A 15,548-nucleotide genomic window follows, 5' to 3' on the forward strand; every position below is an offset into this window, starting at 1 on the left:
AGAGCATGACCATGACCCCTGAGCAGGCCACCTGGTTCTCCGGTGTGTTCGACCGTCTCGTGTCGAACATCGATGTCGTGCTGCTCGGCAAGAGCCACATCATCCGGCTGGCGCTCACGGCGCTGTTCAGCGAGGGCCACCTGCTGCTCGAGGACTTCCCCGGGACCGGCAAGACCTCCCTCGCCCGCGCCATCGCGGAGAGCGTGCGCGGCACGAGCAACCGCGTGCAGTTCACGCCCGATCTGCTGCCCGGCGACATCACCGGCGTCAACATCTTCGACCAGCGCAGCGGGGCGTTCGAGTTCCACCGCGGACCGGTGTTCGCGAACATCGTGCTGGCCGACGAGATCAACCGGGCGAGCCCGAAGACGCAGTCCGCCCTGCTCGAGGTCATGGAAGAGGGGCAGGTCACCGTCGACGGCGTGCGCCACATGGTGGGCGCCCCCTTCATGGTGATCGCGACCCAGAACCCGATCGAGCAGGCGGGCACCTACCGGCTGCCGGAGGCGCAGCTCGACCGCTTCCTCATGAAGGCCTCGATCGGCTACCCCGACCACGAGGCCACCCTGCGCATCCTCGAAGGCTCCGACCGCAAGGCGCACGAAGTGATCGTGCCGGAGGTCATCGGGGCGACGACGGTCGTGGAGATGGGCACGATGGCGCGCACCGTGCACGTCGATGCCAGCATCAACGACTACGTCTCCCGGCTGGTCGACGCCACCCGCACGGCCGACGAGGTGCGCCTCGGCGTGAGCGTGCGCGGCGCGCTCGCGCTCCTGCGCGCGTCGAAGACGATGGCCGCGTCGCTGGGCCGCTACTACGTGACGCCCGACGACGTGAAGGCCCTCGCGGAGCCGGTGCTCGCGCACCGCCTCGTGCTCGACCCCGAGGCGGAGTTCGAGGGTGTCACCACCTCGAGCGTCGTGGCCCAGATCCTCATCGAGACACCGCCGCCGACTGATCGGCCCGCCGTGTGACGAACACCGTCAGTCGAACCCAGGTCGAGCTCACCAACGCACGCGCACGTATCGTCGGCACCCGCGACGGGAGGCTGGCGGACGCCATCGTGTGGCTGGTGCGTTCGACGCGCGTGCTGTGGTCGGCGGTCGCCACCGGTTGGCGCTGGCTGAGCGGCCTGATCACCGCCCTCGGCTGGTCGATGATCGCCGTCGCCGTGCTCGCCCTTCTCTCCGGCTACCTGTTCGGCTGGACCGAGGCCGTGGTGATCGGCTGGACGGCCGTCGCGATGATCGTCGTCGCCACGGTCTACCTGGCCGGTCGCAACGCCTATCAGGTGCATCTGGCTCTGCCCGCGAACAGAGTCGTTGTCGGCGACAAGGCGCCGGGCGAGGTGACCGTCAGGAACCCCACCAGGCGGCGGCTCCCCGGTGTGCGCGTCGAGGTGCCCGTCGGTCACGGCCTCGCGGAGTTCGCCTCGCCGTCGCTGGGACGCGGCGACGAGCACACCGATGTCTTCCTGGTGCCGACCACGCGTCGCGGCATCGTGCCGATCGGACCGGTGCGGACCGTTCGCGCCGACCCCGTCGGACTGCTGCGGCGCGAGGTGGTCTGGGCCGAGTCGCTCGATCTCTTCGTTCATCCGCGCACGATCGCCATCCCGAGCATGAGCACGGGCTTCGTACGCGACCTCGAGGGCGCACCGACGCGCGACCTCACCGCGAGCGACGTCGCCTTCCACGCACTGCGCGAGTACGTCCCCGGCGACGAGCGTCGCAACATCCACTGGAAGAGCACGGCCAAGACCGGCAGCTACATGGTGCGGCAGTTCGAGGAGACCCGGCGCAGCCACCTGCTGGTCGCGCTCAGCCTGTCGGCGTCGGACTACGCGGATGAGGAGGAGTTCGAGCTCGCCGTGAGTGCCACCGGCTCCCTCGGCGTCCGCGCTCTCACGGACTCGCGCACCCTCTCGGTGGTGGCGAGCGCTCTCACGCCCGACTTCGCGAAGCGGGCGGTGCACAGCGTGCGGCGGGTGAGCACCGTCAACCGCGGGCGGCTCCTCGACGACCTCGCCGGCGTCGAGCTGGCGCAGACCGCGCTGCGCATCACCGAGCTCGCCCGTGTCGCCTCCGAGGGCGCCGCCGGAATCTCGATCGCCTTCCTGATCTGCGGTTCGAGCGTCACCGCCGCCCAGCTGCGCGCGGCCTCCCTGCACTTCCCGCTCGGCGTGGATGTCGTCGCCGTCGTCTGCTCGGCCGGAGCGGTTCCCTCTCTCCGCCGCGTCACGGAGCTGAGCGTGCTCACCATCGGGTTCCTCGAAGACCTGCAGAAGAGCCTCGCCAAGCGGATGGCGGCCTGAGATGAACCGGATGCGCGTGCGACCCGCGGTCGTGACGATGCTGTTCTCCCTCGCGGCCACCGCGCTCGCCGCCTGGTCGTTCTGGGGCGTCTACCAGTCGGCCGCGTTCGTCGTGATGCTGGGCGGGACCCTGCTGCTTGGCGGTGCGATCGCCGTGCTCGGGGCCGTCTTCCGGTGGCCGAGCATCGTGATCGCCCTCCTCGTGGTCGTCGTGTTCCTCGGCGCCGGCGTGCAGCTCGCGGTGCCAGGGCAGGCCTCGACCGGCGGCCTGCTTCCGACCTGGCCGGGCTTCGTCGATCTGGTGCAGGCGACCTGGCTCAGCTGGAAGCAGCTCGTCACGATCTCTTTGCCCGTCGGGTCGTACCAGGCGCTCCTGGTGCCGGCGTTCATCCTGACACTGCTCTCGATCGTCGTCTCGGCGTCCATCGGCCTGCGCGCTCGGCACGGAGAGCTCGGCGCCATCCCGCCCATGGTGCTGCTGCTCGCCGGGGTGCTGCTCGGCTCGGCGACCGCGCCCGTGCCGCTCTGGCTCAGCCTCACTCTGCTGGCCGTGCTGCTGGCCTGGACGATGTGGCTGCGCTGGCAACGGCGGTCGGAGGCGATCAGGAGTCTCGCCGAACAGAGCGGGATGGCGGTCGAGTCGCCGCGCGAGCGTCGCTTCGTCGGCGCGCGCACGGTCGCTGGGGCCGCGGTCATCCTGGTGGTCGCGGGTGTCGCGGGCACCGCTGCGAGCGTGCTGCTGCCCGCGCACAACGACCGGCAGGTGGTGCGCACCGCTGTCGAGCAGCCGTTCGACCCGCGCGCCTATCCGAGCCCGCTGAGCGGATTCCGTGCCTATCTCGAGCCGGCGAAGGCCGAGGAGCCCATGCTGACCGTTCGGGGCATCCCCGCCGACCGGCGCATCCGGATCGCGACTCTCGACACCTACGACGGCGTGACGTACTCGGTGGGCACCGACGACGTCACCAGCGCGTCCGGATCGTTCACCAGGATGCCGTACCGGCTCGATCAGCCCAGGGCCGGCGGCACCGCCTACCGCCTCGACGTCACGGTGCGCGGCTACACCGGCCCCTGGGTGCCCGGCAGCGGCCAGCTGGAGCAGGTGACGTTCGCCGGGTCCGACGCGAGCGACCTCACCGACTCGTTCTTCTACAACGACGTGACCGGGACCGCCGCGGTGACCCGCGGGCTCCGCGCCGGCGACAGCTACACGCTGGACACCGTCGTGAAGCCGCAGTTCACCGGCGATCAGCTGGCGAAGACCACCCCCGGCAGCGCGGAGGTGCCGAAGCCGACGGTCGTCCCCGACGAGTTGCAGCAGACCCTGCAGAAGTACACCGCAGGAGTGACCGGCACCGGCGCCCGTCTCGCTGCCGCGCTGAAGGGCCTCGCCGAGAACGGCTACATCAGCCACGGGATCGCTCCGGACGAGCCGCCGAGCCGCTCGGGCCACGGCGCCGACCGCATCACGGAGCTGCTGACCGACATCCCGATGCTCGGCGACCAGGAGCAGTACGCGGTGACCGCGGCGCTGATGGCGAGGCAGCTCGGCTTCCCGGCGCGCGTCGTCATCGGCTTCGTCGCCCCGGAGGTCACCGCCGCCGGACAGTCGGCGACCCTCACCGGGTCGGACGTCTCAGCATGGATCGAGGTGCAGACCAGGCAGAGCGGCTGGGTCACTGTCGATCCCACGCCGCCGGTGCGGCCCGTGCCTCCGAAGAAGCCGGATCAGCCCACCCAGATCTCGCGCCCCCAGACCAACGTGCAGCCCCCGGTCGACGACACGCCCACCCAGCGCGAGGAGCCGCCGCAGGCGCAGGTCGACACGTCGGATCAGCAACCCCCCAATCCCGTTCTCGACACCATCCTCGGCGTGCTCGTCATCGTCGGCTGGGTGCTGCTGGTGCTCGCGGTGCTCGCCGCGCCGTTCCTCGCGGTGATCGGAGCCAAATGGCGGCGTCGCACGCTGCGGCGGTCGGCCCCGACGGCGCTGGAGCGGATCTCCGGCGGCTGGCGCGAGTTCGCGGACGCCGCGCTCGACCACGGCTACGATCCTCCGCCGGCGGCGACCCGCCGTGAGATGGCGACGACGATCGGCGGCTCCCGGGCCGCGGCCCTCGCCGGCGTCGCCGACCGCGCGGTGTTCAGCCCGACGGCTCCGTCACCGGCCGAGGCCGACTCCGTCTGGCGTGCCGTCGACGATCTGCGACATGCGCTGGCCAAGCGGGAGACCCGCTGGAAACGGTTCGTCGCTGCGATCTCCCTGCGATCCCTCGGCTACCGTGGGTGGGGTACCAACAGAAAGAAAGGCAGACCGTGACCTGTCGGGTGTGTGGCAGCGAATTGGCCGAGGGCACGCTGTTCTGCCCATCGTGTGGAAGCTCCGTGACGGCGACGCGCGTGCGCCCGCCGTCGATCGCGGACTCGCGGCCGTCGGACACGACCATCGTCGAGCCGTTGCCGAAGCCGGCCGTCGCCGGTCGTTTCCTCGACGACGACGGTCTGCCGGAGACCCAGGCGATGACGATCGTGCCGATCGAGTCGGCGCCGCCCGTCGAAGCCCCGCCGGCGCGTTACACGCTCAGCTTCTCGACGGGCGACAGCATCGAGGTCGGCGGGTCCGGCCTGATCGGCCGACGCCCGATCACCCAGCCGGGCGAGCAGGTCGACCAGCTCGTCGCAGTGAACGACCCGACGCGATCGGTCTCGAAGACGCATCTCGAGTTCGGGATCGAGGCGGGGGAGCTCTGGATCTGCGACCGATACTCCGGCAACGGCACGGTCGCCCGGCCGCTCGGTGCAGAGGCGCGCCAATGCGATGCCGGACGCCGGTACCGGGTGACGCGCGGGACGCGGGTCGAGATCGGCGATCAGTGGTTCGATGTCAGCTGACGAACGGGCGACGGACGCCCGGGCATCCCGGCTGAGCCGCTCAGGAGAGCGCTGACTCCAGGGTCGCCGCCGTGAGGGTGTGCGCGTCGGCCACCGCGGCATTGGTGACCCGGCCCGCGTGGGTGTTGAGCCCGAGTGCGAGTGACGGGTCCGCCGCGAGCGCGTCACGCCAGCCGCGGTTCGCGATCGCGCGCGCATACGGGAGCGTGGCGTTCGTGAGCGCGTAGGTCGAGGTGTGCGGGACCGCGCCGGGCATATTCGCGACGCAGTAGAACAGCGACTGGTGCACGGTGAACGTGGGGTCCGCGTGCGTCGTGGGGTGCGAGTCGGCGAAGCAGCCGCCCTGGTCGACCGCGATGTCGACGAGCACGCTCCCTGGCTTCATGCGCGACACCAGCTCGTTGCTGACCAGCTTGGGCGCCTTCGCGCCGGGCACCAGCACCGAACCGATCACGAGGTCGGAGGCGACGACCGCCTTGTCGATCTCGAAGCTGTTCGAGGCGATGGTCTTGATGCGGCCCGCGTACAGAGCGTCGAGCTCACGCAGCCGCGCGATGTTGGTGTCGAGCACGGTGACCTCGGCGCCGAGGCCGACGGCGACGCCGATGGCGTTCGTGCCCGCGACACCGCCGCCGAGCACGGTGACGACGGCGGGGTGGGTTCCCGGGACGCCGGGCACCAGCAGCCCGGGGCCGCCGTTCGGCTTCAGCATCGTGTTGGCGCCGACGATCGGCGCGAGCCGGCCGGCCACCTCGCTCATCGGAGCGAGCAGGGGGAGGGCGCGGTTCGGAAGCTGCACCGTCTCGTAGGCGATCGCGGTGACCTGAGCGTCGATGAGGGCGCGGGTGAGCGACTCCTCCGCGGCGAGATGCAGATAGGTGAACAGCACGAGACCGGGACGGAAGTAGCCGTATTCGCTCTCGATCGGCTCCTTGACCTTCAGAACGAGATCCGCGATCTGCCAGGTGCTCGCGGCATCCGGCAGGATCGTCGCGCCGGCGGAGACATAGAGCTCGTCGGGGATGGACGAGCCGACCCCGGCCTCCGTCTCGACGAACACCTCGTGACCGTTCGCCACCAGATCGTGGACCCCGGCCGGTGTGATCGCCACCCGGAACTCGTTGTTCTTGATTTCGCGGGGGATCGCGACCTTCATGAGGCTCCTAACACGTCGACGTGGGTGGTTCGCACCTCACCCTAGCCGCAACCGACCGACGATTTCGACCGGATTTCGTGCAATCGGCTGCTGATTTCGTAAATTCCGTGTGACGAAATCGTCGATTTCGCCAGCGCACTCGGCAGTGGAGGTCGGTACTGCCGCCCAGTGGACTGCCCGTTCTGCGGTTTCCCGCGCGGAATGGGCGGAACGGAACGGATTTCGTAAAGATTGTGTTTCCAAATGGCCGATTTGCTCCCTAACTGCTGCGCATCGCTTCGTCGTATGCCAGGATCATCCCACCGCGACGGCGCGGGCCCTCGTCAGAGCGAATGTTGTGTGATCGTGTTCGACCCCGAAGGAGCACCACAGTGAAACCCAGGCAGCTTCCGCAAGACCCGATGATCCAGAAGCTCGTACAGGTTGCGCAGTCGCAGGTGACGCGACGCAGCATTCTGGCCGGCGCCGGAGCGAGCGCGGCGGCCCTCGCCCTCGCTGCCTGCTCGACCGGTGGCGCGTCCAGCAAGCCCACCGCGGCCAAAGACCAGTCGTCGTCGAACAAGTCCATGACCTGGGCCAACTGGCAGGCCTACCTCGACCAGGACGACGCGGGCAAGTACCCGACGCTCGAGGCCTTCGAGAAGAAGACGGGCATCTCGGTGAAGTACGACGTCGCCGTCGACGACAACAACACCTACTACGCGAAGGTCAAAGACCAGCTCGCACTGGGCAAGGACATCGGCGCCGACACGGTCTGCCTCACCGACTGGATGATCGCGCGTCTCATCCGGTTCGGCTATGTGCAGTCGTTCGACGAGGCGAAGATCCCCAACAAGAAGAACCTGACGCCGGCGCTGCAGGACGCGGACTTCGACCCCGGTCGCAAGAAGTCGCTGCCCTGGCAGAGCGGGTTCGCGGGCATCTGCTGGAACAAGAGCAAGGTCCCCGGCGGCCTGAAGTCGGTCGACGATCTCTGGAAGCCGGAGCTCAAGGGCAAGGTGGGCGTGCTCAGCGAGATGCGCGACACCATGGGCCTGCTCATGCTGCAGCAGGGCGTCGACATCTCGAAGAAGTTCAGCGACGACGACTACAACAAGGCCATCGACAAGATCACCAAAGAGGTCAGCGACGGCCAGATCCGCAACATCAAGGGCAACTCGTACCTCAACGACCTCAAGAGCGGCGACACGCTCGCCGCGATCTGCTGGTCGGGCGACATCACCCAGCTCAACGCCGAGGCCGGCGACAACTGGGAGTTCATCCTGCCGGAGGCGGGCGGAACCCTCTGGAGCGACAACTTCGTCATCCCGATCGGCTCGACCCGCAAGTCGAACGCCGAAGAGCTGATCAACTACTACTACGAGCCCGAGGTGGCCGCCGAGGTCGCCGCCTGGGTGAACTACATCACGCCGGTGGTGGGCGCGAAGGAGGCGGCGGTCAAGATCGACCCCGACCTCGCGGACAACCAACTCATCTTCCCCGATGACTCCACGCTGGCGAACGCGCACATCTTCCGCACCCTCACCCCGGCCGAGGAGCAGAAGTATCAGACGGCGTTCCAGAAAGTCATCCTGGGCGCCTGATGGCCAGGGGAGTGTTCGCCGAGTCCGGCGCCGACCTGCAGCTGGTCGGGATCAAGAAGCGTTTTCCGGGGTTCACGGCGATCGAGAACCTCGACCTCACCATTCCGGCCGGGTCGTTCTTCGCCCTGCTCGGGCCGTCCGGATGCGGCAAGACGACAACGCTGCGACTGGTGGCAGGACTCGAGGAGCCGACGGAGGGCTCCATCCTGATCGGCGGCAAGGACGTGACGAACACGAAGCCGTTCCAGCGGCCGGTCAACACCGTGTTCCAGAGCTATGCGCTCTTCCCGCACATGACGATCCTCGAGAACGTCGCCTTCGGGCTGCGGCGGCGCAGGATCAGCGATCCGGTCGCCAAGGCGCACGAGGCCCTGCGCCTGGTCGAGCTCGACCATCTCGCCGCGCGCCGCCCCGCGTCGCTCTCCGGCGGTCAGCAGCAGCGCGTCGCGCTCGCGAGGGCCGTGGTCAACCGCCCGGCCCTGCTGCTGCTCGATGAGCCGCTCGGCGCGCTCGACCTGAAGCTTCGCCGCCAGATGCAGCTCGAACTCAAGTCGATCCAGACCGAGGTCGGCCTGACGTTCGTGCACGTGACCCACGACCAGGAGGAGGCCATGACCATGGCCGACACCGTCGCGGTGATGAACAAGGGCTCGATCGAGCAGATGGGCGCGCCCGAGGTGCTGTACGAGCTGCCGGCCACGGTGTTCGTCGCCAACTTCCTCGGACAGTCCAACCTCTTCGTCGGACCGGTGCTCGACGGCGGCGGCGACACGATCGGAGTCGAGGTGGCCGGCCAGCGCATCTCCGTTCCGAAGGCCCGCGCGCAGCGCACGACGGGCTCGGTGACGGTGGGCGTCCGCCCCGAGAAGCTGACCCTGCACGAAACCGCGGAGGCCGTCCCGGCCGGCCGCAACCAGCTCGGCCCCGGCCGCGTGATCGACGTCTCGTTCAGCGGAGTGAGCACGCAGTACATCGTCGCGATCCCCGGTCTCGGCAGCGTCGTCGTCTTCGCCCAGAACATGGCGTCGGGCCCGGTCGTCGCGCTCGGAACCGAGGTGTGGGTCGCCTGGGATGCGCAGCACACCTTCGTGCTCGCCGACGAGCCGCCGGCCGACGGGCGCTTCTCCGACGACACCGACACGGACATGATCGCCACGCAGGCCAAGGAACGCCTTCTCTCGGAGCTCGAGGAGGCCTGAGGATGGCCCTCGCCGCCTTCACGACCGCCGCCCCGCCCGGAACGGAGCAGGAGCCGGCGCAGCGTCGCCGGAGCGGGATCGCACTCGTGCTCCTGCTGCCCGGCGTGCTCTACCTGGTGCTGTTCTTCCTCACGCCGCTCGTCTCGCTGATCATCACCTCGTTCCAGGCCCCCGTGGTCGACGGCGACATCGGTCAGTATCAGGCGGCGTTCCGGTGGGAGAACTACACCGAGTCGATCGCCGAGTACTGGCCGCAGATCATCCGGTCGTTCGTGTATGCGACCATCGCCACCGCGGCCGCCCTGCTGATCAGCTATCCGCTGGCGTACTTCATCGGTGTCAAGGTGCGGCGCTTCCCGTTGGTGCAGAACCTGCTGATGACCCTGGTCATCGCCCCCTTCTTCATCAGCTTCCTGCTGCGCACCCTGGCCTGGAAGCAGCTGCTCTCCGACGACTCGTTCTTCACCAGCACGCTGAAGGCGCTCTCGATCCTGCCACCGGATGCACACGTCACCGGAACCGCGTTCTCGGTCATCTTCGGTCTGACCTACAACTTCATCCCGTTCATGACCCTGCCGCTGTATACGACGCTCGAGCGCCTGGACACCCGGTACCTCGAGGCCGGATCCGACCTGTACGCGAGCTCGTGGACCACCTTCCGCAAGATCACGCTGCCTCTGTCGCTGCCCGGCATCGTCTCGGGCACCCTGCTGACCTTCATCCCGGCGGCCGGCGACTACATCAACGCGTCGCAGGACTTCCTCGGCGGTGCGGACACGTCGATGATCGGTAACGTCATCGAGAGCAACTTCCTGGTGCTGCAGAACTACCCGACCGCGGCCGCGATGTCCGTGGTGCTGATGGCGGTCATCCTGGTGATCGTGGGCTTCTATGTGAAGCGCAGCGGAACGGAGGACCTGCTGTGAAAGGCTTCCGGTTCAAGGGTCTCGGTCTCGGCATCTACGCCTTCCTGGCGTTGACGTTCCTGATGATCCCGATCATCTACACGTTCATCTTCTCGTTCAACGCGTCTCTCAAGAACAACATCGCGTGGCGCGGGTTCACCTGGCACAACTGGACGAACGTGTGCGACGCGGCCGGGATCTGCGACGCGTTCGCGGCCAGCATCATCATCGGCATCATCGCCACGGTGATCGCGACCGTTCTCGGGACCATGATCGCGATCGCGCTCATGCGGTACCGGTTCCGGTTCCGCTCGCAGACGAGCCTGCTGCTGTTCCTGCCGATGGCGAGCCCCGAGGTCGTGCTCGGCGCCGGTCTGGCCGCCCAGTTCCTCAGCCTCGGCGTGAACAAGGGCTTCGGCACGATCGTCATCGCCCACGTGATGTTCTGCATCAGCTTCGTCGTCGTAACGGTGAAGGCCCGCGTCGCCAGCCTCGACCCGGCACTCGAGGAGGCGGGACGCGATCTCTACGGTTCGCCGATCGCGGTGTTCTGGCGCATCACCTTCCCGCTGCTGCTGCCGGGCATCCTGGCGGCGGCGCTGCTGTCGTTCTCGCTGAGTTTCGACGACTTCATCATCACGAACTTCAACGCGGGGGCGGTGACGACCTTCCCGATGTACATCTACATCGCGGCGTCGCGCGGCATCCCGGCGCAGGCGAACGTGATCGCGTCGGCTGTCTTCATCATCACGATCCTGGTCGTGCTGATCACGCAGCTCACTTCGGCGGCCCGCGCGAAACGGCTCGCGCGCATCCGGTAGACCCCCGAAACCGCACGGCCCGGCACGTTCAGTGCCGGGCCGTTGCGGTCGGGTCCGTCAGGCGGCGTAGGTCGCGCGGATCTCTCCGACCGGCTCGCCGCCGCCGAGCACGGCGAGGTCGAGCTGCGGTGCGACCGCGTCGACGGCGCTGCGGTCGACGGCGCCGGCGTCGGCCAGCAGCGAAAGGGCGACGATGGTCGCCGCACGCAGGCTGCCGTCGAGGACCTTGAGTGCGACGGTGGTGCCGTCGGGCGCGGCCATGACCATGACGCCCTCGGCCCCGAGCTTGGCGAAGACGCCGAGCTCGTCGATCACCACGGTGTTCGCGCGTCCAGGGCCGTCGATCGCCCAGCCGTTGGCCAGCACGGCGTTCTTCAGCAGCGCGGCGTTGCGGTACAGGGCGAAGGGCGAACCGTCGGAGGCGGTGGCGATGCGCTGGATGCCACGGGCGAGCGTCGAGAGCGCCATCGCGTGGACGGGAGCACCGCATCCGTCGACGCCGGTCGCCACGACCTTGTCTCCGGTGAGGCGCTCGACGACGTCGCGCACCTGCTGCTGCATCGGATGCTGCGGGTCGAGGTAGCTCTCGGTGGGCCAGCCGTTCACGACGCAGGCCAGCAGCATCGCCGCATGCTTGCCGGAGCAGTTCATGTAGATCGGCTGCCGGTGCTCGCCCGCCCGGATGACGTCGTCGCGCGACGCCGAGTCGAGCGGCCAGTCGTTCGGGCACTTGAGCGCGCTCTCCGGCAGCTGGGCCTGGGCGAGCAGTCCGCGGACGACCGAGAGGTGGGCAGGCGTGCCGGCGTGGCTCGCGGTGGCCAGCACCGCGGCGGCGCCGTCGAGTGAGACCCCGGAACCCATGATCGCGATGGCCTGGAACGGCTTCATGCTGGAGCGCGGGAAGACCGGCGCCGACGGCGCCCCGAGCGAGCGGGCGACGGAGCCGTCGGGTCCGAGCACGATCGCCGAGCCGACGTGACGCGACTCGACGAAACCGCTGCGCTCGACGACCGCGAGCTCGACGGCGTCGGCGGCGCTGAAGACGGCGGCGCTCACAGGGCGGCGAAGGCGTCGTCGAGCACCGAGACGGCGTCGGCGATCAGTTCGTCGGAGACCGCGAGGCTGGGCAGGAACCGGAGCACGTTGCCCCAGGTTCCGGCGGTGAGCACCAGCAGCCCCTGCTCGGCCGCGTACGCGGCGATGGCCGAGACGGCGGCCGCGTTCGGCTCCTTGGTCGTGGAGGCGGTGCCGGGCTGCACGAGCTCGATGGCGAGCATCGCTCCGATCCCGCGCACGTCGCCGATGATGTCGTACTTCTTCTGAAGTTCGAAGAGGGCCGGCTTCAGCGCCCTCTCGATGCGTGCGCCCTCGCCGAGCAGCGAGCTCTTCTCGATCTCCTCGAACACGGCGATGGCGGCCGCCGCGGCGACCGGGTTGCCGCCGAACGTGCCACCGAGACCGCCGGGCTGGGCGGAGTCCATGATCTCGGCGCGTCCCGTGACGGCGGCGAGCGGCAGGCCACCGGCGATGCCCTTCGCGCTCAGCACGAGGTCGGGGACGAGACCGAAGTGCTCGCTGGCGTAGTAGGCGCCGGTGCGGGCCATCCCGCTCTGGATCTCGTCGGCGATGAACACGACGCCGTTGGCGGTGCACCACTCCTGGAGGGCCGGGAGGTAGCCGTCGGCCGGGACCATGAAGCCGCCCTCGCCCTGGATGGGCTCCACGACGAGGCACGCGAGGTCGGATGCGCCGATGACCTTCTCGAGGTAGCCGATCGTGCGTGCGGCCGCCTCCGCGCCGCTCAGCCCATCGCGGTACGGGTAGGAGCTCGGTGCGTGGTACACATCGCCGGCGAACGGACCGAAGCCGGTGGCATACGGCATGGCCTTGAAATTCATGGCCATCGTGAGGTTCGTACGACCGTGGTACGCGTGGTCCAGCACGGCGACGGCGCGACGACCGGTGTGCTTGCGGGCTATCTTGACGCCGTTCTCGACCGCCTCGGCGCCCGAGTTGACGAGCACGGTCTTCTTGGCGTGATCGCCGGGGGTGTGCTCGGCGAGCAGCTCGGCGACCCGCACGTACTCCTCGTACGGAGTGATGGTGAAGAGCGTGTGGATGACGTCCTGCAGCTGGCTCGCGGCGGCCTCGACGACGGCGGTCTCGGTGTGGCCGACCGTCGTGACCCCGATGCCGGCGCCGAAGTCGACGAACTGGTTGCCGTCGACGTCGACGAGCACGGCGCCGTTCGCCTTGGCGATGTACACCGGCAGGGTCGAGGACACCCCGCCGGGCACGACGGCCAGGCGTCGCGCGTGCAGTTCCTGCGACTTCGGGCCGGGGATGGCGGTGACGATTCGACGTTCCTGCGCGACGGAGAAAACGGGCGCAGCGGTGCTCACAGTGTCAGTCATGATGACTCGAGTTTAGCCGGGGTGCGAGAATCGAAGAATGAACCTCGACCACCGCTATGCGATCGACCTTCAGTGGACAGGGAACCGCGGCAGCGGCACGAGCGGCTACAAGGACTACGGGCGCGACCACGTGGTCTCGGTGGAGGGCAAGCATCCGATCGAGGGGTCGGCCGACCGCGTCTTCTTCGGCGACCGTGACCGCTGGAACCCCGAGGAGCTGCTGCTCGCCGCCCTCAGCCAGTGCCACATGCTGAGCTACCTCGCCGAGGCGGCGCGGGCCGGCGTCGTGGTCGTCGGATACACGGATGCGGCGACCGGGGTCATGGAGCAGACCTCGAACGGCGGCGGCCATTTCACCAGCGTGCTGCTGAGCCCGAGAGTCACGGTCGCTGACCCCGCTCAGGCGGAGCTCGCCGCAGCGCTGCACGCACCCGCGGCCGAGAAGTGCTTCATCGCCGCGTCGATGAACTTCACCGTCGAGCACGCCCCCGAGATCCTCGTCCTCGCCTGACCGGCGGCCGACGCAATCGAGTCCGGGAGAAATCGCGGTCCGCCTCGCGGCGCCGGCGATTTCTCCCGGACTCGATTGTTGTGGGCGTGGGTCAGGCGCAGCCTAGACGCGCCGTGGGCACCGTGGAGATCGGGGCGGCGGAGATCGGCGCCAGCGGAGCTTGCGCCGTGGCGGCGGGAGCCGCGGCCTCCGCCACGCCCGAGCGTTCTGCCCAGCGGTGCATGGCGGCTGCCCAGCGGCCGTCGCGGGCCAGGGGAGTGAGTTCGTCGCCGCGCGACTCGCGCTGACGGCGCTCCATCGCACGGTCGCGCTCGCGCTCGCCCAGTTCGGCGATGCTCGTCAGCCACAGTGTGAGCGGATGCATGATAACCACCTAACTTGTTTTGATGGTTAGAGCTTACCGTAACCCGCTATTGAGTTACAATGGTTACATGCGTACGAATGCTCCCGAGCTGGGCGCCGACCTGCTCGTCGATTTCCTCAACACGCTCGACGTGGAAGACGGCATCGACGCGATCGACGACGCCCCGGGATTCGCCGCCTGGGCCGAGCAGCACGGGGTCGACGCGGGCGACCGCACCGAGGCGAAGCGCGTGCGGGATGCTCTGCGAGCCGTCGTCGACGGTGAAGAGGCCGACCTCCCGTCCGTCGGGCTGGAGACGACCTGCGGAGAGCGCAGCGTCGGACTCGCGGCCCACACGGCAGCGGAGGCCGCGGTCGCCTCGTCCCTGATCCTCAGCATCCAGGGCCGGTTCGGGCGCGTGAAGCTGTGCGGGGCGGAGGACTGCCGCTGGGCGTTCTACGACGTGTCCCGCAACGGCTCGCGCACCTGGTGCAGCATGGGCGTCTGCGGCAACAGGCAGAAGGCGCGCACCTACCGCGCCAAGCAGGACGACGCCGAACCGGTGGACCAGCAGCGAGACGCAGCGGCCCGCTAAGCCCGCTAGACCCGCTAGAGCCGCTCGGGACGCAGGGCGCGCTTCACGCGCTCGACCGCGCCGGCCGGGGGAGCCTCGTTGTACTTCTCCGCGAGCTCCTGGCCCGTGAGGCCGTGGATGGCGGCCATGATCTCGTCGGTGGCCTGACGCCGAGCGCGACCGGACTCGGCCGGCCCGTAGCGGCTGACGTCGATGGGCTCGCCGAATGCCACGGTGAACTTCCTGACCCGCGGGATCTTGGTTCCCACGGGCTGCAGCTGGTCGGTGCCGATGAGGCCGACGGGCACGACCTTGGCGCCCGTCGTGAGCGCGAGCCAGCCGACACCGGTCCGCCCCTTGTAGAGGCGGCCGTCGAGCGAGCGCGTTCCTTCGGGATACAGGGCGAACGCAGCGCCGGTATCGAGGATGCGCTTCGACTGGTCGAGGGCGTCCTGAGCAGCCTGACCGGCTCCGCGCTCAACGCCGACGGCGCCGATCGCGGTGAAGAATGAGCGCGAGAGCCACCCCTTGAAGCCGGTGCCCTCGAAGTAGTGCGACTTCGCCAGGAACTGCACCCGGCGCGGCGCCATCAGCGGGATGACGATGCTGTCGATGAACGACAGATGGTTGCTCGCGAGGATGATCGCCCCCTCCCGCGGCACGTTCTTGCGACCGATGACGGTGGGCCGGTAGACGAGCCTGGCGATGGGGCCGATGACCGTTCGACCGAACAGATACGTGAAGCCCGGACGCTTCACTGCGTTCGGCCCCTCGTCGGGTTCGGTCTTCGTCACGCGTACGAGACTAGTCGCGTGCGTATTCCCTGGTGGGTA

The 15,548-nt window shown here is 68.8% G+C and carries 15 protein-coding genes; 10 read left to right on the forward strand and 5 right to left on the reverse strand.

Annotated features, from left to right (window positions below; all coding sequences use genetic code 11):
- Positions 1-5 precede the first annotated feature (5 nt).
- The 4 genes from PKE84_RS14895 (at position 6) to PKE84_RS14910 (ending at position 5,209) form a co-directional block, all read left to right on the forward strand.
- Positions 6-977: an AAA family ATPase gene (locus tag PKE84_RS14895; RefSeq protein WP_271178055.1), complete on the forward strand. Its 972-nt coding sequence runs from the start codon at positions 6-8 to the stop codon at positions 975-977.
- On the forward strand, positions 974-2,317 hold the full coding sequence (locus PKE84_RS14900) for a DUF58 domain-containing protein (protein WP_271178056.1): 1,344 nt from the start codon (positions 974-976) through the stop codon (positions 2,315-2,317). Before PKE84_RS14895 ends, PKE84_RS14900 begins: the two co-directional genes overlap by 4 nt.
- A 10-nt stretch (positions 2,318-2,327) precedes the next feature.
- A complete protein-coding gene (locus PKE84_RS14905) occupies positions 2,328-4,637 on the forward strand; it encodes a transglutaminase-like domain-containing protein (protein WP_271178057.1) in 2,310 nt (769 codons plus the stop codon).
- A 65-nt stretch (positions 4,638-4,702) separates the two neighbouring features.
- On the forward strand, positions 4,703-5,209 hold the full coding sequence (locus tag PKE84_RS14910; protein ID WP_271178058.1) for an FHA domain-containing protein: 507 nt from the start codon (positions 4,703-4,705) through the stop codon (positions 5,207-5,209).
- A gap of 40 nt (positions 5,210-5,249) precedes the next feature.
- Here PKE84_RS14910 and ald read toward each other — a convergent pair whose 3' ends face one another.
- Positions 5,250-6,365: an alanine dehydrogenase gene (gene ald, locus PKE84_RS14915; RefSeq protein ID WP_271178059.1), complete on the reverse strand. Its 1,116-nt coding sequence runs from the start codon at positions 6,363-6,365 to the stop codon at positions 5,250-5,252.
- A gap of 371 nt (positions 6,366-6,736) precedes the next feature.
- Between ald and PKE84_RS14920 the strand changes: the two genes are divergently transcribed.
- The 4 genes from PKE84_RS14920 to PKE84_RS14935 are packed head-to-tail and all read left to right on the forward strand — an operon-like array spanning position 6,737 to position 10,873.
- Positions 6,737-7,948 (forward strand): ABC transporter substrate-binding protein, encoded by a 1,212-nt coding sequence (locus PKE84_RS14920; protein WP_271178060.1) that lies wholly within the window; start codon positions 6,737-6,739, stop codon positions 7,946-7,948.
- On the forward strand, positions 7,948-9,147 hold the full coding sequence (locus PKE84_RS14925; RefSeq protein ID WP_271178061.1) for an ABC transporter ATP-binding protein: 1,200 nt from the start codon (positions 7,948-7,950) through the stop codon (positions 9,145-9,147). Before PKE84_RS14920 ends, PKE84_RS14925 begins: the two co-directional genes overlap by 1 nt.
- Positions 9,148-9,149: 2 nt before the next feature.
- Positions 9,150-10,073 carry an ABC transporter permease gene (locus tag PKE84_RS14930; RefSeq protein WP_271178062.1) on the forward strand — a complete coding sequence of 308 codons (924 nt, stop codon included), beginning with the start codon at positions 9,150-9,152 and terminating at the stop codon, positions 10,071-10,073.
- Positions 10,070-10,873: an ABC transporter permease gene (locus PKE84_RS14935; protein ID WP_271178063.1), complete on the forward strand. Its 804-nt coding sequence runs from the start codon at positions 10,070-10,072 to the stop codon at positions 10,871-10,873. Before PKE84_RS14930 ends, PKE84_RS14935 begins: the two co-directional genes overlap by 4 nt.
- Before the next feature lie 57 nt (positions 10,874-10,930).
- On the opposite strand, the gene PKE84_RS14940 is transcribed toward PKE84_RS14935, so the two are convergent.
- Positions 10,931-11,929 (reverse strand): asparaginase, encoded by a 999-nt coding sequence (locus PKE84_RS14940; RefSeq protein WP_271178064.1) that lies wholly within the window; start codon positions 11,927-11,929, stop codon positions 10,931-10,933.
- Positions 11,926-13,287, reverse strand: a complete 1,362-nt coding sequence (gene gabT, locus PKE84_RS14945; protein ID WP_271178065.1) for a 4-aminobutyrate--2-oxoglutarate transaminase — start codon at positions 13,285-13,287, stop codon at positions 11,926-11,928. The genes PKE84_RS14940 and gabT overlap by 4 nt, the downstream gene beginning before the upstream one ends.
- Before the next feature lie 37 nt (positions 13,288-13,324).
- Here gabT and PKE84_RS14950 point away from each other — a divergent pair, with 37 nt between their 5' ends.
- Complete coding sequence (locus PKE84_RS14950; protein WP_271178066.1) at positions 13,325-13,798, forward strand: OsmC family protein; 474 nt, start codon at positions 13,325-13,327, stop codon at positions 13,796-13,798.
- Positions 13,799-13,889: 91 nt separating this feature from the next.
- Here the strand turns inward: PKE84_RS14950 and PKE84_RS14955 are convergent, their stop codons facing one another.
- The gene (locus tag PKE84_RS14955; RefSeq protein ID WP_271178067.1) at positions 13,890-14,162 is read right to left on the reverse strand and encodes a hypothetical protein; all 273 of its coding nucleotides are present in this window, start codon (positions 14,160-14,162) and stop codon (positions 13,890-13,892) included.
- A 67-nt stretch (positions 14,163-14,229) separates the two neighbouring features.
- Between PKE84_RS14955 and PKE84_RS14960 the strand changes: the two genes are divergently transcribed.
- Positions 14,230-14,736, forward strand: coding sequence for a CGNR zinc finger domain-containing protein (locus tag PKE84_RS14960; RefSeq protein ID WP_271178068.1), 507 nt, complete (start codon positions 14,230-14,232; stop codon positions 14,734-14,736).
- Positions 14,737-14,750: 14 nt separating this feature from the next.
- On the opposite strand, the gene PKE84_RS14965 is transcribed toward PKE84_RS14960, so the two are convergent.
- Positions 14,751-15,509, reverse strand: a complete 759-nt coding sequence (locus PKE84_RS14965) for a lysophospholipid acyltransferase family protein (protein ID WP_271178069.1) — start codon at positions 15,507-15,509, stop codon at positions 14,751-14,753.
- Positions 15,510-15,548 lie beyond the last annotated feature (39 nt).

The sequence above is a fragment of the Leifsonia poae genome (genome assembly GCF_027921845.1).
Lineage (GTDB): Bacteria > Actinomycetota > Actinomycetes > Actinomycetales > Microbacteriaceae > Leifsonia > Leifsonia poae.